Origin of the sequence: Phenylobacterium sp. LjRoot225 (assembly GCF_964252855.1) — a bacterium.
In the GTDB taxonomy this organism is placed as follows: domain Bacteria; phylum Pseudomonadota; class Alphaproteobacteria; order Caulobacterales; family Caulobacteraceae; genus Phenylobacterium.
The window spans coordinates 784,737-809,890 of record NZ_CAXUPL020000002.1; the positions used below are offsets into that span (position 1 = coordinate 784,737).

Here is a 25,154-nt window from a genome sequence, read left to right on the forward strand (position 1 = left end):
GGCGCGCTAAATATGCGCCCCATGAACGCCCACGATCCCGACTTCCCCGGCGCCGACATCGCCAAGCTGCACTACGGCGACGGCGATTTCGCCGTGCTCAAGCCGGGGCGCTACGTGCTCTGCGCAGTCACCGGCAAGAAGATCCCGCTCGAGGCCCTGCGCTACTGGAGCGCCTCGCGCCAGGAAGCCTACGCCGGCCCCGCCGAGGCCACCCAGCGCTGGAAGGAAACCGGCGCGGCCTGACCGCCGCCCCGGCCTTCCCCACGCGCAATCAGGCGTCGACGATGGTGTTGAAGCCGCCGAAGATCATGCGCTTGCCGTCGACCGGCATGTTCTCCATCGCGCCCTTCATCCGCGGGTCTTCCATCATCCGCTTGTTGGACGCGTCGCGCACTTCGCGCGACGGATAGACGATCCACGAAAAGACCACGATCTCGTCGTCCGCCAGCTGCACCGCCCGCGGGAACGAGGTCAGTTCGCCATAGGGCACGTCATCGGCGACGCATTCGACCACCGCCAGCGCGCCGTACTCCTTGAACAGGACGGACGACTCCTGGGCGATCCGTCGGTAATCCTCGATCCGGTCCTTCTTCACCGGAACCACAAAGCCATCGACATAGGACATAGCGGTCTCCCTAGCTTGCTATCGCCCCCTAGGACGTCGGCGGGGCCGCGATACCGACAAGCGCATCGAGAACGCCCGCCCCGCAGTCTCCGGTTCCGCGCCTGCGGCTCACAAGGGGTTTTGCGGCGCGCAGAGCCCATGCACGATCCGGCGGACCTCCTCGGGCATGAAGGGCTTTTCCAGGACCGGCCGACCCGCCCGAGCCAGGAACCTGCCGGTCGCCGGGCCCAGCGTGTCCCCGGTGATGAAGGCCACGCGCCTGTGGAGATGGCGCTTGCGATCCTGAAGCCAGTCGAACAGGGCCGACCCGTCCCGTTCGGGCATGTGCAGATCGCAGAGGATGACATCGTAGTCCTGCCGTTCCAGCAGGACGCAGGCTTCATCGCCGCCGCCGGCGACGTCGCACTGGAACCCCAGGGCCGAGACCATCTGCGCCAGGATGGCGGCGACCTCCGGCTCGTCGTCGATGATCAGGGCCAGGACGCCGCCGGACGGCGCGGCGAATTCTGCGGGCTCGTCCGGCAGCGGCGCAAGGGCGCCGGCGACCTCGGCGGCCGCGGCTGTCCGCAGTCTCACCTCAAAACGGGCGCCGCCTTGTTCGGCGACGGCCAGCGTCAGGGTTCCGCCATGCGCCTCGACGATGCCGCGCGAGACAGCGAGGCCGATGCCTGTGCCGTGCCCCATCGGCTTGGTGGTGAAGAACGGGTCGAACACGCGGCTGCGATTTTCTGCGGGGACGCCCGGGCCGTTGTCGGTGACCGACAGCTGCAGCCCATCGCCGTCGGCCGATGCGGCCACGCTTATGTGGCGCGGCAGCGGCCGGGCCTGGAGCGCCTGCTGGGAATTCACCAGGAGATTGACCAGCACCTGCGTCAGCTGATCGGCGTCGCCGACCGCGGACGGCAGATCTTCCGCAATCGCCACCTCCACGGTGACGCCGCTGGTGCGCAGGTTATAGGCCAGCAGGTCGATCGAGGCCGTCACCAGCGGCCGCAGCGCGAGCGGGCGAAGCGCGATCGGCCGCTGGCGCGCCATGGCGAGATAGGTGCGCACGATGCCCCCGCAGCGTTCGGCCGCCGATCGGATCTTTGTCGCCCGCTCCGCCAGCGCCGGCGCGACGCCGACCGCGTCGTCGTCGAGCATCAGGGCGTGGCCAATGACAATGGACAGGGGGTTGTTCAGCTCGTGCGCGACGCCGGCCAGCAACGAGCCGAAGGCGGCCATTTTCTCGCTCTGGTGCAAGGCCTCGCGGCTGCGCGCGATCTCGGCGGCGTCGGCCTTGACCTTGCTGAGGTCGCGTAGATAGGCGGTGAACAGCCGCCTGCCCGGCAGGCTCACATCGGTGATGGTCAGCTCGAGCGGGAAGATCTCCCCGTCGGCGCGCATGCCGTCGATCTCGACACGACGACCGAGGGTGCGCGCTTCGCCGGTCGCCAGATAGCGGGCGAAGCCGGCCACATGTTGCGCGCGCAGATGGTCCGGCACGATGACATCGCCGATCGGCTTGCCGAGCACATCGGCGCGGCGATGACCGAAGGTCTGTTCGGCGGCGGGATTGAACTGCACCACGCAGCCGGCCTCGTCGATCATGATGACGCAATCCAGGGCCGAGGCCGTCATGGCGGCGCCGAGCGCCTTGCTCATGTCCAGCACCGCCATCTGCTCGACGAGGCGTCGTTCGGTGCGCTTCAGCTCGGTGAGGTCGCGCATGAGCAGGCGGTAACCTTCGACGCCGCCGCCGGCGCCGGCATGGGGAATGCAGACACCCTCGACAAAGCGCGGCTCGGCCTCGCCCGGCCACTCCAGCCAGTCCCGCCAGGCCGATGTCCGGCCCTCCAGCGCCCGCTCGCCATGGATGCGCACGACCTCGGGGGCCTGGTCCTCCTCGGCGCCCGCCGCCCCGTAGGCGCGATTGACGTAGAGAGGTCTGTGGGCGCGATCAAAGCGCGCCACGCCAACGGAAATGGCCTCCAGCATCCCGCCGAGCCTGTCGTCCTCGCCGTCGTCGGACAGGGACGGCGGGGCGGCCCCGCACGACGTCACGAGGCGACGCCGTTGCGGGAAACGGGCACGAACATGTAGCCGGCGCCGCGCACAGTCTTGATCACAGCCGGCTTGCTGGGATCGACCTCGATCTTCCTGCGCAGCCGGGTGACCCTGATGTCGATGCTGCGGTCGAACGGATCGCGATTGCTGCTGTGCGCGAGATCCAGCAGACGGTCCCGGCTCAGCACCCGGTTGGGGTTGGCGGCGAAGACTTCGAGCAGGGCGAATTCCATGGCGGTCAGCGCCTGGGTGCTGCCGTCCTCCCCGATCAGGCAGTAGGCCTCCATGTCGAGCACCACCGCGCCGAACGGAACCTGCCGGCGGCTGGAGGCGTCATCGACGGCTGCCGGGCGCTCCGAGATCGGACGGGCGGCCCGGCGCAGGACGCTCCGCACCCGCGCGCGCAGCTCCCGCAGGTCGAAGGGCTTGGTCACATAGTCGTCGACCCCGAATTCCAGCGAGACGACACGATCGACCATGTCCGTCTCCGACGTCACCATGATGATCGGCACATCGTCCTGGGCGCGGATGCGGCGCGCGATGCTGAAGCCGTCCTCCACCGGCATGTTGACGTCGAGCATGATCAGATCCGCCGCCTGCTCCGCCAAGCATGCGTCTAATTCAGCGCCGCTCGCCGCCGTGCGGACCGAGAAGCCGTGCCGCCCGAAATAGTCCGCGATCAGGAGGCGGAGGTCCGCTTCGTCGTCTACGACGATGATGCGTGGTTGATCCATGCGCCGCCCCCTGCAATCTCTAGCTGTCTCCCTTGCCGGTCTCCTGGCTCAATTGCAAACAGCTCGTGCGATGACATGGCGGAAATAGTCACATCGGTGTTTCGCAGCGTCCGGGACAGCACGCGGCCGACGTCTTGACTTGGATACGCCGTAAAGCCGCCGCGACGCATGGAGCGTCACGGCGGCTTCGCGGACGATCGAGGGCGCAGCCCCGATCCGACAGGTCCTAGAGGATGAAGTCGCCCGACGTCATGCCGGTGACCCCCTTCACGAACACCTGGAAGTCGGCGATCCCGTTGCCGTCCACGTCGGCGTTTACGTAGGTGCCGCCGCCGGTCTCAATGGTCTGGAGGCGCCCGCCGGCAAGCGATGCGCTGCCGACGAAGGTGAACGCCTGGTCGCCGCCGACGTAGGTCTTTGCATCGATCCCCGACAGGTCGATCCGGTCGATACCCTTCTGGAAATCCAGGATGGTGTCGCCGACGAGGGTGAGCGAGTCGTCGATCGCGTCGAAGTCGAACCGGTCGAAGCCCGCGCCGCCGGTGAGCTGGTCACGGCCGGCGCCGCCGCTCAGGGTGTCGCTGCCGAGGCCGCCATCGAGCACGTCGTTGCCCGCCTCGCCGTACAGCACGTCAGCGTCAACGCCGCCCGAGAGGGTGTCCTGACCCACGCCGCCAGCCATCACATCGGCGCCCGCGTCGCCGTACAGCGCGTCGCTGCCGACGTCGCCCCACAGCCTGTCGTCGCCATCGTCGCCGTGCAGGGTGTCGGCGCCATCGCCGCCGAGCAGATAGTCGGTCCCCGCGCCGCCGGTTCCGTAGTCGTTCCCCTCGCGGCCGAAGAAGTAGTCCACGCCGACGCCGCCCGCGCCGAGGTCGTCGCCCGCGCCGCCGTCCAGGGTGTCGTTGCCGATCCCGCCGTAGAGGCTGTCGTTCCCGTCCAAACCGTTCAGCTTGTCGTTGCCCGCCCCGCCGACGATCGCGTTCGCCACGCCGTTGCCGTTGCCGGTGAAGTTGCCGGTCCCGATGAAGGTCAGGTCCTCGACATTCGCCATCAGGGTGGCGGTGCTCAGCTTGGACAGAAGCAGGTCGCGGCCCTCGTTCGCCGACTCGAAGACGACGTCTGTAAACTGGTCCACGATGAAGGTGTCGTTGCCCGCGCCGCCCGTCAGGAAGTCCTGGCCCGCGCCGCCGTCCAGCACGTCGTCGCCGGCCTGCCCCCAGAGGTGGTCCACGCCGGCGCCACCGTTGATCGTGTCTTGGCCCGCGCCGCCCTGGAGATAGTCCGCGCCGACGCCGCCTGTGATCTGGTTGTTCGACGCATTGCCCGTGGCCCACACGCCGTTCTTGTCGATCGAAGCGCTGACGAAATTCTCGACGTTCGCCGACAGGGTGAAGCTGTCGCCCTCGAAGACCACGGTGTCCGTGCCCTCGCCGGCCTTCTCGAGGATCGTCACCGTCGAGTCTTCCCAGTCGCTGGCGTCGTAGCCGATGCCGTGTCCGCCGAACTGGAGGCTGTCGAGGACGACGTCCGTGACCGCGTCCCAGAAGCCGTAGTCGAGCTTCTGGAACAGCACGTAGGTGTCGTTGCCGGCGCCCCCGTTCAGGTGGATGTCTTCGCCCTGGGCCTTGAGGATGTCGGCGCCGGCGCCGCCGTCCGCGGTCTCGTCGGAGGCGACATAGATGACGTCGTTCCCGGCGCCGCCATTGAAGTAGTCATCGCCCTTGCCGCCGCCCAGAGTATCGTCGCCGCCGTCGCCGTAGATGTAGTCGTCGTTGCTGGTGCCGGTCAGTCGATCGGCGTCGCTGGTGCCGTGGATAGTCGCCATGGTCGTCTCCTTTTCCCTTGCGGCTGTTCCGCGGGTTCGAGGAGCTATTTGGCGAGCCAACGTATCGCGCCGACGTCGCCTGTGTTTCTGTCAGGTTTCTCTGGTCCCGCCGCGTCGGCGACCTTGCGCGGGCTAAAGGGATGGAGGGCGTCCCTACCGCTTGCGATACATCTCGTTGGGCCAGCGCTTGTGGACCCAGAACCATTCTTCCGGCCGTTCGCGCACCCGGTCTTCCATGAAGGCGTTGATGCGGCGCACGCCGGCGGCGATGTCGGCGTCGCGGTCGCCGGTGTCCGCCAGCATGAACGGCTCATGGACGACGACGCGGAAGCGCGCCTTCCTCACCCGCTGCACGCTCATCGGCGCCAGCGGGATGCCGAACTTCAGCGCGAAGGTCGAAGGCCCGGGCGCGGTGTGGGCGGTGACGCCGAAGAAGGGCGCGGCCACGCCGCCGTTGAACTTCTGGTCGTTCATCAGCGCCGCGGACTCGCCGCGGGCGAAGGCCCGCATCATTGCGCGCGCGCCCTCCAGGCCCTTGGGCGCGAACAGCTGCACGCCGTAGCGCGCCCGGCTCTCGCGCAGCCGCCGATCGAAATAGGGATTGTTGGCGGCGCGGTAGGTGACCTGGCAGGGCACGCCCGCCCGGACGATGGCCGCGGCCATGATCTCGAAGCAGGAAAAATGGCCGGAGATGAACACCACGGGGCCTGCGCCCTCGGCCACCGCCGCCAGCCGCTCCGCGTGGATCACCTCCACGCGCGAGCGATCGGCGACGATCCGGTCGAGAATCGGGAACTCTGCGAAGACGCGGCCGACCTCGCGCCACTGGGCTTTCAGCAGCCGCGCGATCTCCGCGTCCGGCGCGTCGGGGAAGGCGATCCTGAGGTTGCGCTCGGCGGTGCGGCTGGCGCTGGTCAGCGGGCCCAGGCCGCCGATGGCCCAGGCGCCAAAATCGGACACCCAGTCGACGGGCAGCCGGCGCATCAGCCCCGCGAAGAGGTCGAAGCCGAACGCCTCCAACCGCCAGACCAGATCCTGCGCGCGCGAGGGCGTCTCCTGAGACATGCCCTCTGATAGGCGGCCCCCCATGGGCGGCCAAGGGCCGATTTGCGCGAACCCGGCGCTCGCCTGGCGCGCGATTTGCGGCGGCCAAGCTGCAGCGTCCCGCTCTGGGACGCGAGATCACGTGACGCGTGTTTCGGGGCGAGGGGCATGGGCGACGAAATCGACGAGCATCTCGGCAGACGCCTGCGGCGGCGACGGCGGCTGTTGGGGCTGACCCAGCAACAACTGGCCAGCGCTTGCGGCGTGCGCTTCCAGCAGATCCAGAAGTACGAATGCGCCGCCAACCGGATGTCGGCGGCGCGGATGTGGCAGCTGGCCCAGGTGCTGGACGTGCCGGTCAGCTATTTCTACGAGGGCTTCGGGCCGCAGCGGGAGACCCGCGTCCGCGACGGCGAAGCCCAACGCGAGGTCTTCACCCGCAAGGAGACGCGCGACCTGATCCGCGCCTACTACAGCCTCAGCGAACACCCCCGGCGCAGGCTGCTCGACCTGGCCAAGTCCCTGAACGGCGACGTCGAGGCCTGATCCGCGGTCAGGCTGGCCTTGGGGGCCTGACGCGGCGCGGCGGGCAGGCTAAAGCGAATGGATGACGACGCTTTCTCCTGACCGCCTGCCCCCTGACCGCTTGGCCGACCTGGAAGCCTTCCTCGTCGAGCTCAACCGCGCCAGCGCGGCGCACATCCTGCCGCTGTTCCGGGCCGACCACGGGCTGCGGGACAAGGGCGGAAGCGCCGGCTTCGATCCCGTGACCGAGGCCGACGTCGGCGCCGAGCGGATCATCCGCCAGCTGATCACCCAATTCTTCCCGGACCACGGCGTCATCGGCGAGGAGCTGGGCGAGGACCGGCCCGACGCGGAATTCGTCTGGGTGCTGGATCCGGTGGATGGGACCAGGGCCTTCGTCGCCGGCCTGCCGACCTGGTGCACCCTGATCGGCCTGCGGCATCAGGGCCGCCCGGTGCTGGGATCGATCTCCCAGCCCTTCCTGGGCGAGCTCTACCTGGGCCATGCGGGCGGCTCACGGCTGATGAGCCCGCAGGGCGAGACGCCGCTGAAGGTCCGCCCCTGTCCGCAGCTCACCGACGCGGTGATCGCCACCACCGATCCCGAAGGCATTTTCGACGGCCCCGAGGTCGGCGCCTGGACGCAGGTGCGCGCCGCCGCCCGCATCGCGCGGACGGGCTGCGACGCCTACGCCTTCGCCCGCGTCGCCGCGGGCACCATGGACCTGGTGGTGGAAGCCAGCCTGAAGGCGTGGGACATCGACGCCGCCATCCCGGTGATCGAAGGGGCGGGCGGCCTGGTCACCGACTGGCGTGGCCAGCCGGTGGGAGCGCATGGCGGACAGGTCTGCGTCGCCGGCGACCGCGCCTGCCTGGAGGAGGCGCTGGTCGCCCTTCGACGCTCGGCGAAATAGCCGTCGGGCCGCAGCCCGCCGGATCAGACGGTCTTCTTCGCCACCGGCTTCTTGCCGGCGGCCTTCGGAGCCGCCTTCGGGGCCGAGGTCTTCGGCGCGTGCGCCTTGGACGCCGCCGCCTTCACGGGGGCGGGCTTCTTCGCCGCGGCCGGGGCCTTTGCGGCCTTCGCCGCCGGCGCCTTGGTCTCGCCAGCCGGGACCTTCACGGCCTTGGCCTTCACAGCCTTGACCGCCACGGGCTTGGTGGCCGGCTTGGCTGCAGTCTTCGGCGCAGTCTTGACCGCCGCGGCCTTGGGCGCGGGCTTCTTCGCAGCCGCCGGGGTCTTCACCGCCGCCGGCGCCTTGGCGACGGCCGGCTTGGCCGGGGCCGGCTTCGGAGCCGCCGCCGCCTTCGCCGCGGCGGGCTTCTTGGCAGGTTTCGCCGCCGCCTTGGCGGGCGTCGCGGTCTTGGCCGCAACCGCCTTCACCGCGGGCTTCTTCGCCGCGGGCTTCTTGGCGACAGGCTCGGCGACGGCCTTGACCGGCGCAGGCGCAGGGGCCGGGGCCGGAGCGGCGGCCGCGAGGGTGGGCGCAGGCGCGGGCGCAGGGGCCGGCGTCGGCGCAGGAGTCGGCGCGGCAGACGCGGCCGGCGCAGCCGCGGCGGCGCGCTTCGGCGCTTCGGCGGGCTTCGGCGCCACCCGGCCGGTGAGCGCGTCGAACGCCCGCAAGAAGATGTTTCGCATCAGATCGGTCTCCATCAGAATTTCGTGGTAGGCCCCGGGCGCTCGGATGAACTTGCCCTGCGGGAGGTGGCGCGCCGCCGCAGCCTGGGCGGCGTTGTCCACCAGTCGTTCGTCTTCGGCGGCGACGATGATCACCGGGACGGTGATTTCACGCAGCCGATCGGGCCTGGCCAGGTACGCGGTGGCCCGGAACGCAAAATCCAGCCAGCCCCAGGTCGGCCCGCCCAGAGCCAGCTTCGGCTCGGCGGCGATCAGTCCGACGTTGCGCATGAAGCGTGCACGGTCATGGGTCAGGACATTGGCTTCGAAGTCGTCGTCGAACGGGGCGCCGGGCTGGCCCTGCACATAACGCGCGGCGCGGCCGAACAGGCAGTGCGTCCTGGCCGCAAGCTTCGCGCGCTTCGGCGAGACCTTGCCGGTGTTGACGCCCAGCATCGGCGCCGACAGCACGGCGCCGGCGAAGCGGCGCTCGCCATGCGCCATGGACAGCAGGTTCAGGCAGCCGCCCATCGAGTGGCCCACCGCCACCCAGGGCTTCGGCAGCCGATCCTCGAAGGTCCGCAGCAGGGCCTGAAAATCCTCCAGGAAGGCCTTCTCGCCCCGCGCGTGGCCCTTCAGCCGATTGGAGAGCTCGCGCGCCGACAGTCCCTGGCCGCGCCAGTCATGCGCCAGCACGACAAAGCCGCGCTCCAGGAAGTCGCCGATCAGCTCGTAGTATTTTTCGATGTACTCGGTGCGGCCGCCGGAGAGGATGATCGAGCCGCGCGCGCGGCCGTCGGGGACGAACAGGGCCGCACGCAGCTGGGCGCCGCCGGCGCCGCGGAACCACTCGGCTTCGCCGCCTGGCGGAGCCGGCGCGTCGGGCGTCGTCACAAGGGGCGCAAGCTCGGCCATGGCGCTTCCCTACACCGTCTTGGCAAACAGAGTTTGAATCGCCGGCTGAAGTTTCATCGCCAGCCCCATGTCGGACAGTTTCATGCGTCCAGTCATGATCGCGCGCATCGGATCGAGCTCGCGCCGGCCCAGCGCTTCCAGGTCCTTGCGGCTGATGGTGATCACCAGGTCCGCCGGCAGGTCGGCGTTGGCGACCGCTTGGCCGTCGATATGGATGAAGCCTTCGCCCTTGAGGTCGAACTTCAGACGTTGGCCCAAGCCGGGACCGCTGGCGACCGCGCCGCGAATCCGCTCGGTGATCTCGTCCAACGTGGCCATGCCCCCGCGCCCCCGACTCACTGGAAAGTTTCGTCTCACGCGCGAGTTAAGTAAACCATCGGGCCCAAGTTGCGCCTGCGTCGCGCAGCGTCATGGCGTCGCTGCCGCGGCGAGCCTCGGAGGGATTGCAGGGGGATGGATGGCGCCCGAGCGCCACGCCCGGAGCGGACAATCCAGGGTCCGCTTCGGGGTGGCTGACGTCCGGCGGCGAGCGGACCTCGCCGGTCCGCTTATCGGCTCTGACGACGGCGGCCCGACGAGGGCCGCCGCGGGCCTAGCCGAGGCGGCAGGCGCAGAACTTATTGCCTTCCGGATCGCGGAAATAGGCCATGTAGAAGCCCGGACCCCGCTCGCCCGGCGCGCCCTCGTCGCTGGCGCCGAGCTCCAGCGCCTTGGCGTGGAAGGCGTCCACCGCCTCGCGGCTCGGCAGGTCGAACGCCACCATCGTCCCGTTGCCGGTCGTGGCGGCTTCGCCGTTGAAGGGCGCCAGGACGCCAAGCACCAGCTTGCCGTCCTTGGCGAACATCACCCCGCCGCGCGGATGGTCGAACATCTTGCTGACCCCCTGGAGCGCCAGCAACTCGGTGAAGAAGGGGACGGATTTTTCGAAGTCGTTCGAGCCGACCGTGGCGTAGCTCAGCATGGGTGATCCTCGTTGCAACAGGCGGGCGCGATCATACGGCCGGCGGTGACACGCGCCACAATCAATCGCCTCGCCGTCTCGCGCACGCCCCCTTGAAGGGCCATTTTCCGGCGCCTACCTCAACCATCGAAGGCGCTGGATGTCCGGGCCTTCCGGGTCACCAGGCGACGCCGAACTCGGGTCGCCGACAGTCCTGAACGACACGCAACCTTGCTTATGAAGAAGGTGAGAGACCTATGCGTACGATCGATTTCGCCCCCCTCTATCGCTCCGTCGTCGGCTTCGACCGGCTGGCCTCGCTGCTCGACGCGGCGACCACCGAGGCGGCCAGCGGCTATCCGCCCTACAACATCGAGCGCACCGACGAGGATGCCTACCGCATCGAAATCGCGGTGGCCGGCTTCCGTCCGGAAGAGCTCAGCATCGACGTGAAGGAGAACCTCCTCACCGTCCAAGGTCGCAAGGCCGCCAATGACGAGGTCCGTCGCTACCTGCACCGCGGTCTCGCCGAGCGCAGTTTCGAGCGCCGCTTTCAGCTCGCCGACTATGTCGTCGTGACCGAGGCCAGGCTCGCCGACGGCCTGCTCTCCATCTCGCTGAAGCGCGAGCTGCCCGAAGCCCTGAAACCCCGCCGCATCGAGATCAACGCCGGCGCGCCCGAGGCGACCCTGATCGAGGGCGAAAAGGCCGCGTAAGCCTTCCGCTGCGGACCAACCGAAGGGCGGCGTCGCAAGGCGCCGCCCTTTTTATTTGTCCACGAAATACACGAAATACACGAAAACCATGGTGCTCAGAGTGCGCCCACTGCGGGTCTCAGACACACAAGGACCGGTCGTCGGCCGGTCGGATCGCAGGTCACGGCCAAGCAGCACCCCGGACGCTTTCGTGTATTTCGTGTATTTCGTGGTTCGCGAAGCGCCTCAGATCACCTCTTCCAGCCCGCGCGCGCCTGAGCGGGTCGCGCCGGTGGCGTTGACCTGGCGCAGCAGGGCGCCGGTGAAGTTGGCGCGGCTGACGTCGGCGTGGGCGAGGATGGCCTGGCGCAGGTCGGCGTTCGAGAGATCCGCCCCCTTCAGGTTGGCCTCCGTCAGGTCGCACGGCAGGACGCGGTCGCCGCCGAGCAGCAGCGGGCCCATCTGGGCCTCGCGAAGATCCGCCCCGGCGAGCTTGGCGCCGCGCAGCTTGGCGCCGCGCAGGTCGGCGCGGCGAAGGTTGGTGTTGCGCAGGTCCGCGCCTTCCAGATGGGCGCCCTGCAGCTGCACGCCTTCCATGTCGAGGGCGTAGAGGACCGCGCCCTTGGCCGACAGCGCCGTCAGGTTGAAGCCGCCGATGCTCTTGAGGGCGCGAAGATCCGCCCCGTCGAACACCGAAGGCTTGCCCTGGGCGCCGCCGGTCTCGCACCAGCGGGCGTGCTCCTGGATCATCTCCTGGTAGGGCATGGACGAGGCCGGCGTGCCGGCGGGCGCATCGGTCAGCACGCCCTTCAGGTTGGCGTCCGAGACGTTCCAGCCGTTGGTGGTGCAGCCCACCAGGACCGCATCCTGGAGATTGGCGCCCGCCAGCTCGCAGCCGGAGAGGTCGGCGCCGGACAGGTTGGCGCCCTTCATGTTCGCCTGCTTCAGGTTCGCCCGCACCAGCTTGGCGTCCTTCAGGATGGCGTCGCTGAAATCGGCCTTCAGCGCCAGGATGCCGCCCAGCCTCGATCGCTCGAGATTGGCGCCGGCGAGGATCGCGCCCTGGGCCTGGCCCGGCCGCGTCCGCGCCTCGAGCAGGCGGAAGCCTTCCTTGCGGTCGGCGGCGGCCACGGCCCCTTCGCGCAGGTCGGCCTCGAACAGATCCGCACCCGTCAGGTTGGCGTTGCGCAGGCAGGCGCCGCGCAGGTCCGCGCGCCGCAGCGAGGCTTCGTAGAGGTCCGCGCACTGCAGGTCGGCGCCGTACAGGTTCGCGTGGTCGAGCCGCGCGCCGCGCATCTGGCAGTCGAACAGGATGGCGCCGGTCAGGTCCGCATCGCACAGGTTGCGGCCGCGCAGGTCGAGGCCCGTCAGGTCCATCCAGGCCAAGGCGGCGCGCGCCCCGCCCGGCTTGGAGCTCCACAACCGGTCGTGCTTGGCGCAGACCAGATTGAGCTCCGCCTGGGTGAGCTTGCGATAGGCAGGGCCTTGGCTGTTCACGGCGGTCATTGCGCCGAGCAGGGTAAGCCTCAGCCCGTTAATTCTGCATTGCGTTCAAATCGCTGGCCGATAGCTCGCGTAGAGCGGGGCGGCCTCGTCGGCGAGCAGGCCGGCCTCCATTGGCACGCCGGCCTCGCGCAGGCGCGCCTCGCCCTGGCCGGAGGCGAACTTCGAGGCGTCCTCGCAGGCGACGATCACGCGCGAAACCCCTGCCCGCGCCAGCCGCTCGGCGCAGGAGGGCTGGCCCGACGAGCGCGCCGCACAGGGCTCCAGCGTCACGAAGGCGACCGCGCCCCGGGCCGCCGCGCCGGCCGCGGCGAGCGCCTGTTCCTCCGCATGCGGACGACCTCCCGGCGCGGTCACCGCCTCGGCGATCGCCACGCCGTCCTTCACCAGCACGCAGCCGACCGACGGGTTTTCGCCGGTCCGCCCCACGTTCTGCGCCGCCAGCGCGATGGCCCGGCGCATGAAGGTTTCGTCAGCAGTCATCCCATCCTCAACTGTCATCCCGGAAAGCCGCGCAAGCGGCTTGTCCGGGACCCATGCACACGGCGAGGCCAGGCTAGCACGATGACGCCGTGTTCATGGATCCCGGTCTTCGGCGCTTCGCGCCAAAACCGGGATGACACCATGGGGTTAGACGAGGGTGGGCAGGGTCGTGGCTCGCGCCGCGTCGAGGTAGCGCGCCGCGCGAGGCCTGAGGTCGCCGTCCAGGTCGATCAGCAGCGGATTGCCGGTCGGCACCTCGATGTCGATGATCGCCTCGTCGGAGAGGGCGAACAGCAGCTTGACGATGGCCCTGAGCGAGTTGCCGTGCGCGGCCACCAGCACCGTCTCGCCGGCCTTCAGGCGTGGCGCGATCTCGCCTCCCCAATAGGGCTCGACCCGCTCGAGCGTGGTCTTCAGGCTCTCGGTGTCCGGCAGGACGGCGCCGGCGTAGCGGCGATCCTTTGCGAAGTCGTACTCGCCGCCGGGCGCCAGCGGCGGCGGCGGCACGTCGTAGGAGCGGCGCCAGACCTTCACCTGGTCCGCGCCGTGCTTGGCGGCGGTCTCGGTCTTGTTGAGGCCGGTCAGCCCGCCGTAATGACGCTCGTTCAGCCGCCAGTCCTTGATCTCCGGCACGAAGGCCTGGTCGGCCGCGGCCAGGGCGAGCCAGGAGGTGCGGATCGCGCGCGTCAGCACCGAGGTGAAGCAGAGGTCGATGGCGAGGCCGGCCTGCTTGATCAGCTCGCCGCCCTTCTTCGCCTGGGCCTCGCCCTCGGGCGTCAGGTCCACGTCCACCCAGCCGGTGAACTTGTCCTCCAGGTTCCATTGGCTTTGGCCATGGCGCAACAGGATGAGCGTCGGCAAGGGCAGGACCTTTCTAGAAGCGTGAGTTGGCAGAGGCGCTAGGGTCTTATGCCCTAGGCCGTCAACCCTCGCCGTGATCGCGCTTTCGCGCAGCGAAGACCGAGATCCATGAACACGGAACCGGCCGGGCGCCTGCGTCGAAGGCGCCGCTTCGATCCCCATACGTCGTGTTTAGGGATCCCGGACAGCCGCTGCGCGCCTTGCGGGATGATGCCTGCTGTTGGCCCAGAGGCTCCGGACCCGCTATAGACCGCGCGATGCTGGATCGTCTCTTCATGCCGATGCTGGGCTTGGCCGCCCTGGCCGCCATTGCGCTGTCGCTGGTCTGGCCGCAGGGACTGGGCGCGCGCTCGCCGGGACCGTTCGGCCAGGTTCCTGAGCAGCAGAAGCCCGAGGTGCAGGCCGCCATGCGTCGCGAGACCGAAGCCGCCCAGCGCCGCATGAACGACGCCCGCGACACCGTTCGCACCTTGCAGTCCCAGGCGATCGCGCCCGGGGAATGAGCGGCTTCGACGCCATCGCCGTGGGCCGCCGGGTCCTGGCCGCCGAAGCCGAGGCCCTGGCCGCCCAGGTCCAGGCGCTCGACGCCAGCTTCGGCCGCGCCGTGGACCTGCTGTTCGCCGCCAAGGGCCGGATCATCTGCACGGGCATGGGCAAGTCCGGCCACGTGGCGCGCAAGATCGCCGCCACCTTCGCCTCGACCGGCGCCTCGGCCTTCTTCGTCCATCCGGCCGAAGCCAGCCATGGCGACCTCGGCATGATCACCGGGGACGACGTGATCCTGGCGCTCTCGAAGTCCGGCGAGGCCCGCGAGCTGGCCGACGTGCTGGCCTACGCCAAGCGCTTCGCCATCCCGCTGATCGCCATCACCGCCGAGCCCTCCAGCGCCCTGGGGCGCGCCGCCGACGTGGCCCTCAAGCTCGTCGAAGCCGGCGAGGCGACCTCGGAGGTGAACGCGCCGACCACCTCCACCACCCTGCAGATCGCCCTCGGCGACGCCCTGGCCGTAGCCCTGCTCGAACGACGCGGGTTCAAGCCGCAGGATTTCCACCTCTTCCATCCCGGCGGCAAGCTGGGCGCCATGCTGCGCACCGTGCGCGACCTGATGCACGGCGAGGAGGAGCTGCCCCTGGTCGACCAGGCCACGCCGATGCGCCAGGCCCTGCTGGTGATGACCGAGAAGCGCTGGGGGATCGTCGGCGTCACCGACGCCGGCGGCCGGCTGCTGGGCGCGGTCACCGACGGCGACCTGCGCCGCCACATCGACGGCCTGCTCGACCATTCCGCCGGCGAGGTGATGACGCCGGGCCCGAAAAAGACCGTGCCGCCGGACATGCTGGCGTCCGAGGCGCTCGCCCGGATGAGCGACCCGGCGCCGGCCGTCACCGTGCTCTTCGTCGTCGACGACGGACGGCCGGTGGGCATCCTCCACGTCCACGACATCCTGCGCGCCGGCGTGATGTGAGCGCGAGCGGCCCCTCTCCAATCGAACGATGGGCGCAGCTGTGACACGAAAGGGTGCAATTCTGCGTCTAGGAGGCCATTGCTCAGCTACGCGTTGTAGTCTTGCGAACCACCTCTCTCTAAAACACCAAGCCAGACCCGTAATTTTCTCGGAGTTCCGATGCTGCCCGCACCTCGCGCCGACCTGATCCCGAACACCTTCGACTACGAGATCCTGCCTCTGGTTAAGGCGACCGGCTTCCGTGAGTACGACGCGCGCTGGCTGTTCGGACCGGAGATCAATCTGCTGGGCATCCAGGCGCTGGGCCTGGGCCTCGGCACCTATATCCACGAGCTCGGCCAGAAGCGCATCGTCGTCGGCCACGACTACCGCTCCTATTCGCTGTCGATCAAACAGGCGCTGATCATCGGCCTCATTTCGGCCGGCTGCGAGGTCCTAGACATCGGCCTGGCCGTCTCGCCGATGGCCTACTACGCCCAGTTCGACCTCGACGCCCCCTGCGTCGCCATGGTCACCGCCAGCCACAACGAGAACGGCTGGACGGGCGTGAAGATGGGCGCCCAGCGGCCGCTGACCTTCGGCCCCGACGAAATGGGCCGGCTGAAGGAGATCGTGCTGTCGGGGACCTGGCAGCAGCGTCCCGGCGGCTCGGTGGCCCAGGTCGACGGCGTGGCCGAGCGCTACATCGCCGACGCCGCCTCGCGCGTCAGCTTGAAGCGTCCGCTGAAGGTGATCGCCGCCTGCGGCAACGGCACCGCCGGCGCCTTCGCGGTCAAGGCGCTGAAAGCCATGGGCGTGATCGATCTGATCGAGATGGATTGCGAGCTCGACTACACCTTCCCCAAGTACAATCCGAACCCCGAAGACAGCGTCATGCTGCACGCCATGTCCAAGGCGGTGCGCGAGCACGGCGCGGACCTGTGCCTGGGCTTCGACGGCGACGGCGACCGCTGCGGCGTGGTGGACGACGAGGGCGAGGAGATCTTCGCCGACAAGATCGGCTTGATGCTCGCCCGGGATCTTTCTCAATTGCATCCCGACGCCACCTTCATCGTCGACGTGAAGTCGACGGGCCTGTTCTCCACCGACGAGGTGCTGAAGGCCAACGGCGCCAAGACCGTCTACTGGAAGACCGGCCACTCCTACATCAAGCGCAAGACCGCCGAACTCGGCGCGCTCGCCGGCTTCGAGAAGAGCGGCCATTTCTTCTTCAACGCCCCGCTGGGCCGCGGCTACGACGACGGGCTGGTTGCGGCGGCGGCGATCCTCGCCATGCTGGACCGCAACCCGGGCAAGAAGCTGTCGGACCTGAAGAAGGCCCTGCCGATCGCCTACACCTCGCTGACCATGAGCCCGCACTGCGCCGACGAGGTGAAGTACAAGATCGTCGACGACGTGATCGCCGAATACACCCAACTGCATGCGGACGGCGGCTCGATCCTGGGCCGCAAGATCACCGACCTGATCACCGTCAACGGCGTCCGCGTGGCGCTGGAGGACGGCTCCTGGGTGCTGGTCCGCGCCTCGTCCAACAAGCCCGAGATCGTCGTCGTGGTGGAAAGCTCCCGCTCCGACGACGACATGCGCGCCCTCTTCCGCGACGAGGTGAAGCCCCGTCTCGCCAAGCGGCCGGAAATCGGCGCCTACAACCAGGAGATCTGAATCGAGCGGACGCTCTCCTCAGGCAAGGCTGTTCTCCGGCGAAGCGGGGAACAGCCGGCCAAGCTGACTGAAGAGGCGTTCGGAGCGCCTGCGTGACCGCTCCCGAAACAGGACCACCCATTTCACCCGCGCTGTGGCGCCAAGTCTCTAGCGGCTCAAGCGCGCCACATGCTCAAAGCGCAGCCGCCTACCACACTCTCGAGGACCTCGATCCATGCAAGTGGCGATGATCGGCACCGGTTATGTTGGCCTGGTTAGCGGCGCGTGTTTCGCCGACTTCGGGCATATCGTGACCTGCATCGACAAGGACGGCGGCAAGATCGAGAGGCTGCAGTCGGGCGGCATTCCGATCTACGAGCCGGGTCTCGACAAGCTGGTGGCCGACAACGTCAAGGCCGGCCGGCTGTTCTTCACCACCGACGCCAAGGAGGCCGTGCGCAACGCCGACGCGGTCTTCATCGCGGTCGGCACGCCGTCCCGCCGCGGCGACGGCCATGCGGATCTCACCTACGTCTACGCCGCGGCCGAAGAGATCGCCGGCCTGGTCGAAGGCTTCACGGTGATCGTCACCAAGTCCACCGTCCCGGTGGGAACCGGCGACGAGATCGAGGCCATCATGAAGCGCGTGCGGCCCGACGCCGACGTGGCGGTGGTCTCCAATCCTGAGTTTCTGCGCGAGGGCGCGGCGATCGAGGACTTCAAGCGGCCGGACCGGGTGGTCGTGGGCACCGACGACGAGCGCGCCCAGGCGGTGATGAACGAACTCTACCGGCCGCTCTACCTGAACGAGACGCCGATCCAGTTCACCGGCCGTCGCACCTCGGAGCTGATCAAGTACGCCGGCAACGCCTTCCTGGCGATGAAGATCACCTTCATCAACGAGATCGCCGAGCTCTGCGAGGCGGTCGGCGCGGACGTCCAGCAGGTGGCGCGCGGCGTCGGCCTCGACAAGCGGATCGGCGGCAAGTTCCTGAACGCCGGGCCCGGCTACGGCGGATCCTGCTTCCCGAAGGACACGATCGCCCTGGTGCGCACCGCCCGCGCGGCCGGCACGCCCGTGCGCCTGATCGAGACCACGGTCGAGGTGAACGACGCCCGCAAGAAGGCGATGGTGCTGAAGGTGAAGGCCGCCGTCGAAGGCGGGGACCTGGCCGGCAAGACCATCGGCGTCCTGGGCCTGACCTTCAAGCCGAACACCGACGACATGCGCGACGCCCCCAGCCTGGACATCATCCCGGCCCTGCAGGCGGCGGGCGCGACGGTGCAGGCCTTCGACCCCGAGGGCCACGAGGCGGTTCAGATGCTGCCCGGGGTGGCCTTCAAGGACGACCCCTATGCGGCGGCCGAAGGCGCCGATGCGCTGGTGATCATCACCGAGTGGGATCAGTTCCGCGCACTCGACCTCGATCGCATCAAGGCGCTGATGCGGCGGCCGGCGCTGATCGATCTGCGCAACATCTACAAGCCCGACGACGTGCGCGCCCGCGGCTTCGCCTATACGAGCGTCGGCCGGGCCTGACCGGATCGGTCTGTTCGGGCTCTAGGAATCGGCTGGACGAGGGCGGCGCTGCGGCCGCCTTCGTCGAAAGCGACCTGCGCGCGCCAGCGCCCCGTCGCAATGGGGGCGACGCCTAACGCCTCTTCGGCGGCTCAGTAGCCGCCAAGGGAGCCCATGTGGATGAGGAAGTCGGCGATCCAGAGCGCGCCGGTCCAGAAGGCGATGCTGAGGAAAATGACGAAGGCCAAGCACGCAACCGAGCGCGCGGCGCGCTGCTCCGGTCTTCCTGCTCCGGCAAGCGCGAGATGGCGCCCCATGAATCCTCCCAAGGCTCTAACTCCCCGGCCTCTTCCGGACCGTATTATTACAACCATGTCATAACGAGCGCGGCTTGGGTAGGTTGCTTTAGCAGAAACCTAACGCGGTATGTGAATCACATCTCAAGGTTGAAGCCAGCCTTCCGCCGCCTCAACCGCGTCGCCAGAAGACCGGATCGACGCCGATCGTCCTGACGAACGCGCAAGGCTTGGGTCTAGGCCGCCGCCTGCCGCACGACGCCGGCGATCTCCTTGACCACCTGCTTGACCAGCGTCGCGTCGTCGCCCTCGGCCATGATGCGGATCAGCGGCTCGGTGCCGGAGGCGCGCACGACGATGCGGCCGGAGCCGTTGAGGCGCTGCTCGGCCTCGGCGATCACCGCCTGGACCTTGCTGCTCTCGAGCGGCTTGCCCGAGGCGAAGCGAACGTTCTCCAGGAGCTGCGGCACCGGTTCGAACTGCCGGGCGAGCGCGCTCATCGGCTTGTCGGCCTCCTTCAGCACCGTCAGCACCTGCAGCGCCGCCAGGAGACCGTCGCCGGTGGTCGCATAGTCGCGCAGGATGAGATGCCCGGACTGTTCGCCGCCGAGGTTGAAGCCGCCTTCGCGCATCCGCTCCATGACATAGCGGTCGCCGACCCGGGTGCGCTCCAGCGTCAGGCCGCGCGCCTGCAGGAAACGCTCCAGGCCGAGGTTCGACATCACCGTGGCCACCACGCCGCCGCCGGTCAGCCGGCCGCGCTCGGCCCAGTGGCCGGCGATCAGGGCCATGATCTGGTCGCCGTCGACGACCTGACCCTTCTCGTCGCAGATCACCAGACGATCGGCGTCGCCGTCGAGGGCGATGCCGATGTCGGCGCGGTATTCCTTAACCAAGCGCTGCATGGCCCCCGGATGGGTCGAGCCGCACTCCTCGTTGATATTGAAGCCGTCAGGCGAGACGCCCACCCGGATCACTTCGGCGCCCAGCTCGTAGAGCGCCTCGGGCGCCACCTTGTAGGCCGCGCCGTTGGCGCAATCGATCACCACCCGCATGCCGGCGAGGCTCAGGTGGCGTGGGAAGGTGGCCTTGGCGATCTCGACATAGCGCGCCTGGCAGTCGTCGATCCGCTGCACGCGGCCCAGCCCCGTCGGCGGCGCCAGGCCCTCCTGCAGGCCCTGGTCCATCAGGGCCTCGATCTCCAGCTCGCGGTCGTCGGAGAGCTTGTAGCCGTCCGGGCCGAACAGCTTGATGCCGTTGTCGGAGAAGATGTTGTGCGACGCCGAGATCATCACGCCGAGGTCGGCGCGCAGCGAGCGGGTCATCATCGCCACGCCCGGCGTCGGCAGGGGCCCGAACAGCCGCACGTCCATGCCCACGCTGGTGAAGCCCGCCACCAGGGCCGGCTCGATCATGTAGCCGGAGAGCCGCGTGTCCTTACCGATCACCACCAGGTGGCGGCGGTCGTCCTTCGACATGAAGAGCTTGCCGGCGGCGAGGCCGACGCGCAGGGCGACTTCCGCGGTCATCGGATGAAGATTGGCCTGGCCACGAATGCCGTCGGTGCCGAAGTAGGCGCGCTTGCTCATCGACTTCTCTCGAAACGAACCGAAACTCAGATTTAGTTCACGACCGCTTAGCCAGTGATAAAGGCGCATGTTGTCGGTCGTGATCGCGACCCTGACGATTTACCACAAAGGACGTCATACCAAATGTGCGGCATCATCGGCATCGTCGGGACCAGGCCGGTCGCCGAGCGCCTGGTCGAGAGCCTGAAGCGGCTGGAGTATCGCGGATACGACTCCGCCGGGGTCGCCGCCCAGGTCGCCGGGAAGCTGGAACGCCGGCGCGCGCCGGGCAAGCTGCGCGAGCTGGAGGCGGTGCTGGCCCTGGAGCCCCTGAACGCGGAGACCGGAATCGGCCACACCCGCTGGGCCACCCACGGCGCGCCGACCGAGCGCAACGCCCACCCGCACATCGCCGGTCGCGTGGCTGTGGTGCACAACGGCATCATCGAAAACTTCGCCGAGCTGAAGGCCGAGCTGCAGGCCAAGGGCCGGGTCTTCGCCAGCGACACCGACACCGAGGTCGTCGCCCACCTGCTGGACGAGATGCTGAACGACGGCCTGGCGCCGTTGGCCGCCTTCAAGGCTGCGCTCGACCGGCTGCGCGGCGCCTACGCCCTGGCGGTGCTGGTCGGCGGCGAGCGTGAGCTGATCCTGGGCGCCCGCAAAGGTCCGCCGCTGGCGGTGGGCTACGGCGAGGGCGAGATGTTCCTCGGCTCCGACGGCCTGGCGCTCGGCCCCTTCACCAATCGCATCGCCTACCTGGAGGACGGCGACTACGTCGTCATCGATCATCACGAGGCGAAGATCTTCGACCAGGCGGGCCTGCCGGCCGAGCGGCCGATCAAGATCCTGCCGGCCTCCGCCGCGGTGATGGAGAAGGGCAACTATCGCCACTTCATGGAGAAGGAGATCCACGACCAGCCGGAGGGCTGTCAGCGCACCATCGCGGCCTATGTGGACACCCTCACCGACCTCACCAGCGTCCCCGGCGGGGTCGACTTCGCCGCGGTGGAGCGCGTGCAGGTCGTCGCCTGCGGCACCTCCTATATCGCCGGCCTGCTGGGCAAGTATCTGATCGAGCACCTGGCCGACCTGCCGGTCGACGTCGAGATCGCCTCGGAGTTCCGCTATCGCGAGCCGGCCCTGACCAAGGGCTCGCTGGCGGTCGCCATGTCCCAGTCGGGCGAGACCGCCGACACCCTGGCGGCCCTGCGCTATTGCCAGGCAAAGGGGATGAGGAGCGCGGCCATCGTCAACACGGTGGAATCGACCATCGCCCGCGAGGTCGACGTGGTCTGGCCGATCCATTGCGGGCCGGAGATCGGCGTCGCCTCCACCAAGGCCTTCACCGCCCAAGTCAGCGTGCTGACCGCGCTCGCCATCGCCGCCGCCCGCGCCCGCGGCCGGATCGACGAGGCCGAGGAGAAGCGGCTGGTGCGGGTCCTGCTCGAAGCCCCGCGGCTGATCGCCGAATCGATCCAGCTGGAGGAGGCGGTCCGCAACATCGCCATCGAGGTCGCCAAGGCGCGCGACGTCCTCTACCTCGGCCGCGGCCCGATGTACCCGCTGGCGCTGGAAGGCGCTCTGAAGCTCAAAGAGATCAGCTACATCCACGCCGAGGGCTATGCCGCCGGAGAGCTGAAGCACGGCCCGATCGCGCTGGTCGACGAGCAGACGCCGATCGTCATCCTGGCGCCGTTCGACAGCTATTTCGAGAAGTCGGCCTCGAACATGAGCGAGGTGATGGCGCGCGGCGGCCAGGTCATCTTCATCACCGATCCGGACGGCCAGCGGCACGCGCCGGCGGGAGCTCGGGTGGTGGTGACCGCGCCGCGTTGCGATCCGCTGATCGCACCGCTGGTGATGTCAGCGCCGATCCAGCTCCTGGCTTATCATGTCGCGGTGCAGAAGGGCGCGGACGTGGATCAGCCGCGCAATCTGGCCAAGTCGGTCACCGTCGAATAGCGGCGACAACAGGGAGGCTGCGTCCCAGGCCAGGAAGGATGCGGCGGCCGCCCGAGGGCGGCCGCTCGCAGTAGTCGATATTAGGAGTTGCCCATCGGGGCGGCGTTGCCGGCGTCAACATTGCCCATGGGGGCGGCGTTGCCGGCGTCGACGTTGCCCATTTCAGTCGTCGTGGTGGTCGTGGTGTTGGTGGTTTCGACCGCCGCAGCGTCAGCGGCGTTGCCCGCGTTGGCTTCTTCAGCCTTCTTTTGGCAGGCGGACAGGCTCACGGCCAGAACGGCGGCGGCGGCGACCGAGGTCAGAACGCGCATATTCATTTGCTAGGCTCCCCTGGAGGATAATCCCCCGACGCGCGACTCTTACACGTCTTCGTGTGATCCCGAAATCGTGATGACGTCCTCCGCGCGCATTTTTGTCGCAAGGAGCTGCGAAATACTTCCCGGTCCGCCATGGGTCCTTCCCGGCGCCTTAATGGGATCGTAAGCGCAAACCGTGCGTTTGCGCTCGACCAAATGCTGAAGCTTAAGCGCAAGAACGAAGTCGGAGGGCTGAATGACGAAACGCGTGCGTAAGGCGGTGCTGCCGGTGGCGGGGCTGGGGACCCGGGTGCTCCCCGGAGCCAAGACCACTCCCAAGAACATGCTCAACGTGGTCGACCGCCCGATCCTCTCCTACATCGTCGAAGAGGCGCGCGCGGCGGGCATCGAGCATTTCGTCTTCATCGTCGGGCGCGGACAGGGCTCGATCGAGGACTATTTCGACGCCAGCCCCGAGATCGAGAACACCCTGGAGGCCAAGGGCAAGACGGCCATCCTCGCGGACGTGCGGCGCGACCTGCCCAAGCCCGGCCAGATGAGCTTCGTGCGCCAGATGGCGCCGCACGGCCTGGGTCACGCGGTCTGGTGCGCCCGCGACGTGATCGGCGACGAGCCGTTCGCGGTCATGCTGCCCGACATGCTGATGGCCACCGAGCGCCCGGCGCTGGCCCAGGTGGTCGACGCCTATGACAAGGTCGGCGGCAACATCGTCTGCGTCGAGCCCGCCCCGCCTGGCGAGGCCCACAAGTACGGGATCGTCGCCCTCGACGGGCAGGACGGCCGGCTCAACCGCATGACCGGCATGGTCGAGAAGCCTGCGCCCGGAACCGAACCGTCGAACCTCTTCATCTCCGGCCGCTACATCCTGCAGCCCGAGATCTTCGAGATCCTCGAAAGCCAGGAGCGCGGCGCCGGCGGCGAGATCCAGCTGACCGACGGCATGGCGACCCTGATGGGCCGCCAGAGCTTCCACGCCCTCGAATACGAAGGCGTGACCTACGACTGCGGCGACAAGATCGGCCTACTGCGCGCCAACGTCGCCTTCGCGCTGCGCCGTCCGGACCTCGCCGACGCGGCCCGCAAGGCGATCCAGGAACTGCTGTAGACGGCCACGCCCTCCCCTTCATGGCAGGGCTATCGCGTATGAAAAATGTCCGTCATCCCGGACCCAGGGCCGCCGCACTGCAGAACCCCCTGGGTCCCGGCTCTCCGCTTCGCTACGGCCGGGATGACGATTTGATTTGAGCCCATATGCGATAGCCCTGCCCTTCATGAGGAGGGCGAACATGCTTCCGAAACCGCTGTTCAGGAGTTAGCCCTTTGATCAGGGCTCTTGCGGTTCGGAGGCGCGGATGCGCGTGCTCATCCTTGGCGGTGACGGCTTCTGCGGCTGGCCCACCGCCCTCCACCTTTCGGCCCAGGGCTGGGAGGTGGCGATCGCCGACAACCAGTCGCGCCGGCGGATCGACGCGGAGCTGCAGGCCGGCTCGCTGACGCCGATCGCCGGCGTCGAAGCCCGGCTGGGGGCCTGGCGCGAGGTCTCGGGCCAGGAGATCGGCTTCCATCCGATCACCGTCGGCAAGGACTATGACGCCCTGCTGGCGCTCCTGAACGCCTGGCGGCCGGACGCCGTCGTCCACTTCGCCGAACAGCGCGCCGCGCCCTATTCGATGAAGTCGGCGCGCCACAAGCGCTACACGATCGACAACAACCTCAACGCCACCAACGACATCCTGGCCGCCATCGTCGAGAGCGGCCTTGACATCCACCTGGCGCACCTCGGCACCATGGGGGTCTACGGCTACGGGACCGCCGGCATGGCGATCCCCGAAGGCTATCTCACGGTGAAGGTCGAGACGCCGTCCGGCTGGGAGGCCCGCGAGATCCTCTATCCGGCCAATCCGGGCTCGATCTACCACCTGACCAAGACCCAGGACGCCCTGCTCTTCCAGTTCTACGCCCGCAACGACCGGCTGCGGATCACCGACCTGCACCAGGGCATCGTCTGGGGAACGCAGACGCGCGAGACCCGGCTCGACCCGCGGCTGATCAACCGCTTCGACTACGACGGCGACTACGGGACCGTGCTGAACCGGTTCCTGATGCAGGCGGCGGTCGGCTATCCGCTGACGGTGCACGGCCCGGGCGGCCAGACCCGCGCCTTCATCAACATCCAGGACACGGTGCGCTGCGTGGAGCTGGCGCTCGCCAACCCGCCCAGGCGCGGCGACCGGGTCAAGGTGATGAACCAGATGACCGAATGCCAGCGGGTGCGCGACCTGGCGCAGATGGTCGCCCGGTTGACCGGGGCGCAGATCGCCCATCTGCCCAATCCGCGCCAGGAGGCCGACGAGAACGAGCTGATGGTGGAGAACCGCCGGCTTCTGACCTACGGTCTGGATCCGATCACCCTGGAGGACGGGTTGTTGCTCGAAGCGGCCGAGATCGCCCGCGCCTACGCCGGGCGCGCCGACCTCACCAAGATCCCCTGCGTCTCGCACTGGAACGCGGAGCGTGCGGCCGCCGCCGCCGGCGCCCAGGCCGAGGCTGTGGCCGCCGCGGAGTAGCGC

The 25,154-nt window shown here is 68.7% G+C and carries 24 protein-coding genes; 11 read left to right on the top strand and 13 right to left on the bottom strand.

What is annotated here, in order from left to right; genetic code table 11:
* The first annotated feature begins 21 nt into the window (after positions 1 to 21).
* On the top strand, positions 22 to 243 hold the full coding sequence (locus ACSQ2B_RS13960) for a DUF2093 domain-containing protein (protein ID WP_436051035.1): 222 nt from the start codon (positions 22 to 24) through the stop codon (positions 241 to 243).
* Between the two features lie 28 nt (positions 244 to 271).
* Here the strand turns inward: ACSQ2B_RS13960 and ACSQ2B_RS13965 are convergent, their stop codons facing one another.
* The 5 genes from ACSQ2B_RS13965 to ACSQ2B_RS13985 form a co-directional block, all read right to left on the bottom strand.
* On the bottom strand, positions 272 to 625 hold the full coding sequence (locus ACSQ2B_RS13965; RefSeq protein WP_436050685.1) for a DUF1428 domain-containing protein: 354 nt from the start codon (positions 623 to 625) through the stop codon (positions 272 to 274).
* Between the two features lie 108 nt (positions 626 to 733).
* Complete coding sequence (locus tag ACSQ2B_RS13970; protein WP_436050687.1) at positions 734 to 2,668, bottom strand: ATP-binding protein; 1,935 nt, start codon at positions 2,666 to 2,668, stop codon at positions 734 to 736.
* The gene (locus ACSQ2B_RS13975; RefSeq protein ID WP_436050688.1) at positions 2,665 to 3,405 is read right to left on the bottom strand and encodes a response regulator; all 741 of its coding nucleotides are present in this window, start codon (positions 3,403 to 3,405) and stop codon (positions 2,665 to 2,667) included. Before ACSQ2B_RS13975 ends, ACSQ2B_RS13970 begins: the two co-directional genes overlap by 4 nt.
* A gap of 226 nt (positions 3,406 to 3,631) precedes the next feature.
* The gene (locus ACSQ2B_RS13980; protein ID WP_436050690.1) at positions 3,632 to 5,233 is read right to left on the bottom strand and encodes a calcium-binding protein; all 1,602 of its coding nucleotides are present in this window, start codon (positions 5,231 to 5,233) and stop codon (positions 3,632 to 3,634) included.
* Positions 5,234 to 5,386: 153 nt separating this feature from the next.
* Positions 5,387 to 6,298, bottom strand: a complete 912-nt coding sequence (locus tag ACSQ2B_RS13985) for a lysophospholipid acyltransferase family protein (protein ID WP_436050691.1) — start codon at positions 6,296 to 6,298, stop codon at positions 5,387 to 5,389.
* 147 nt (positions 6,299 to 6,445) lie between these two features.
* Here ACSQ2B_RS13985 and ACSQ2B_RS13990 point away from each other — a divergent pair, with 147 nt between their 5' ends.
* The gene (locus ACSQ2B_RS13990; protein WP_436050692.1) at positions 6,446 to 6,823 is read left to right on the top strand and encodes a helix-turn-helix domain-containing protein; all 378 of its coding nucleotides are present in this window, start codon (positions 6,446 to 6,448) and stop codon (positions 6,821 to 6,823) included.
* 61 nt (positions 6,824 to 6,884) lie between these two features.
* On the top strand, positions 6,885 to 7,715 hold the full coding sequence (gene hisN / locus ACSQ2B_RS13995; protein ID WP_436050694.1) for a histidinol-phosphatase: 831 nt from the start codon (positions 6,885 to 6,887) through the stop codon (positions 7,713 to 7,715).
* Positions 7,716 to 7,738: 23 nt separating this feature from the next.
* Here hisN and ACSQ2B_RS14000 read toward each other — a convergent pair whose 3' ends face one another.
* The 3 genes from ACSQ2B_RS14000 to ACSQ2B_RS14010 all read right to left on the bottom strand — a co-directional run bounded on the left by ACSQ2B_RS14000 (position 7,739) and on the right by ACSQ2B_RS14010 (position 10,292).
* Complete coding sequence (locus ACSQ2B_RS14000) at positions 7,739 to 9,331, bottom strand: alpha/beta fold hydrolase (protein WP_436050696.1); 1,593 nt, start codon at positions 9,329 to 9,331, stop codon at positions 7,739 to 7,741.
* Positions 9,332 to 9,340: 9 nt separating this feature from the next.
* On the bottom strand, positions 9,341 to 9,649 hold the full coding sequence (locus ACSQ2B_RS14005) for an SCP2 sterol-binding domain-containing protein (protein ID WP_436050698.1): 309 nt from the start codon (positions 9,647 to 9,649) through the stop codon (positions 9,341 to 9,343).
* 274 nt (positions 9,650 to 9,923) lie between these two features.
* Positions 9,924 to 10,292, bottom strand: coding sequence for a VOC family protein (locus ACSQ2B_RS14010; protein ID WP_436050699.1), 369 nt, complete (start codon positions 10,290 to 10,292; stop codon positions 9,924 to 9,926).
* A gap of 236 nt (positions 10,293 to 10,528) precedes the next feature.
* On the opposite strand from ACSQ2B_RS14010, the gene ACSQ2B_RS14015 reads away from it, so the two are divergent.
* Positions 10,529 to 10,987 (top strand): Hsp20 family protein, encoded by a 459-nt coding sequence (locus tag ACSQ2B_RS14015; RefSeq protein ID WP_436050700.1) that lies wholly within the window; start codon positions 10,529 to 10,531, stop codon positions 10,985 to 10,987.
* A 225-nt stretch (positions 10,988 to 11,212) separates the two neighbouring features.
* Here ACSQ2B_RS14015 and ACSQ2B_RS14020 read toward each other — a convergent pair whose 3' ends face one another.
* From ACSQ2B_RS14020 to gpmA, 3 genes are all read right to left on the bottom strand, one after another.
* Positions 11,213 to 12,472, bottom strand: a complete 1,260-nt coding sequence (locus ACSQ2B_RS14020) for a pentapeptide repeat-containing protein (RefSeq protein ID WP_436050702.1) — start codon at positions 12,470 to 12,472, stop codon at positions 11,213 to 11,215.
* Between the two features lie 45 nt (positions 12,473 to 12,517).
* Complete coding sequence (locus tag ACSQ2B_RS14025; protein WP_436050703.1) at positions 12,518 to 12,952, bottom strand: riboflavin biosynthesis protein RibD; 435 nt, start codon at positions 12,950 to 12,952, stop codon at positions 12,518 to 12,520.
* A 147-nt stretch (positions 12,953 to 13,099) separates the two neighbouring features.
* On the bottom strand, positions 13,100 to 13,813 hold the full coding sequence (gene gpmA, locus ACSQ2B_RS14030) for a 2,3-diphosphoglycerate-dependent phosphoglycerate mutase (protein ID WP_436050704.1): 714 nt from the start codon (positions 13,811 to 13,813) through the stop codon (positions 13,100 to 13,102).
* Between the two features lie 257 nt (positions 13,814 to 14,070).
* Here gpmA and ACSQ2B_RS14035 point away from each other — a divergent pair, with 257 nt between their 5' ends.
* The 4 genes from ACSQ2B_RS14035 (at position 14,071) to ACSQ2B_RS14050 (ending at position 18,459) form a co-directional block, all read left to right on the top strand.
* Complete coding sequence (locus tag ACSQ2B_RS14035) at positions 14,071 to 14,316, top strand: hypothetical protein (protein WP_436050705.1); 246 nt, start codon at positions 14,071 to 14,073, stop codon at positions 14,314 to 14,316.
* Positions 14,313 to 15,278 carry a KpsF/GutQ family sugar-phosphate isomerase gene (locus ACSQ2B_RS14040; RefSeq protein WP_436050706.1) on the top strand — a complete coding sequence of 322 codons (966 nt, stop codon included), beginning with the start codon at positions 14,313 to 14,315 and terminating at the stop codon, positions 15,276 to 15,278. Before ACSQ2B_RS14035 ends, ACSQ2B_RS14040 begins: the two co-directional genes overlap by 4 nt.
* Before the next feature lie 159 nt (positions 15,279 to 15,437).
* Positions 15,438 to 16,940 (top strand): phosphomannomutase/phosphoglucomutase, encoded by a 1,503-nt coding sequence (locus tag ACSQ2B_RS14045; protein ID WP_436050707.1) that lies wholly within the window; start codon positions 15,438 to 15,440, stop codon positions 16,938 to 16,940.
* A 214-nt stretch (positions 16,941 to 17,154) separates the two neighbouring features.
* A complete protein-coding gene (locus tag ACSQ2B_RS14050; protein WP_436050709.1) occupies positions 17,155 to 18,459 on the top strand; it encodes a UDP-glucose dehydrogenase family protein in 1,305 nt (434 codons plus the stop codon).
* A 511-nt stretch (positions 18,460 to 18,970) separates the two neighbouring features.
* On the opposite strand, the gene glmM is transcribed toward ACSQ2B_RS14050, so the two are convergent.
* On the bottom strand, positions 18,971 to 20,323 hold the full coding sequence (glmM, locus tag ACSQ2B_RS14055; RefSeq protein ID WP_436050711.1) for a phosphoglucosamine mutase: 1,353 nt from the start codon (positions 20,321 to 20,323) through the stop codon (positions 18,971 to 18,973).
* A 123-nt stretch (positions 20,324 to 20,446) separates the two neighbouring features.
* Here glmM and glmS point away from each other — a divergent pair, with 123 nt between their 5' ends.
* The gene (gene glmS / locus ACSQ2B_RS14060) at positions 20,447 to 22,267 is read left to right on the top strand and encodes a glutamine--fructose-6-phosphate transaminase (isomerizing) (RefSeq protein WP_436050713.1); all 1,821 of its coding nucleotides are present in this window, start codon (positions 20,447 to 20,449) and stop codon (positions 22,265 to 22,267) included.
* Between the two features lie 80 nt (positions 22,268 to 22,347).
* Here the strand turns inward: glmS and ACSQ2B_RS14065 are convergent, their stop codons facing one another.
* Positions 22,348 to 22,584 carry a hypothetical protein gene (locus ACSQ2B_RS14065; RefSeq protein WP_436050714.1) on the bottom strand — a complete coding sequence of 79 codons (237 nt, stop codon included), beginning with the start codon at positions 22,582 to 22,584 and terminating at the stop codon, positions 22,348 to 22,350.
* A gap of 235 nt (positions 22,585 to 22,819) precedes the next feature.
* Between ACSQ2B_RS14065 and ACSQ2B_RS14070 the strand changes: the two genes are divergently transcribed.
* Positions 22,820 to 23,689 carry a UTP--glucose-1-phosphate uridylyltransferase gene (locus ACSQ2B_RS14070; protein WP_436050715.1) on the top strand — a complete coding sequence of 290 codons (870 nt, stop codon included), beginning with the start codon at positions 22,820 to 22,822 and terminating at the stop codon, positions 23,687 to 23,689.
* Between the two features lie 247 nt (positions 23,690 to 23,936).
* Entirely contained in the window at positions 23,937 to 25,151 is a 1,215-nt protein-coding gene (locus tag ACSQ2B_RS14075) for an NAD-dependent epimerase/dehydratase family protein (protein ID WP_436050717.1), read from the top strand.
* Positions 25,152 to 25,154 lie beyond the last annotated feature (3 nt).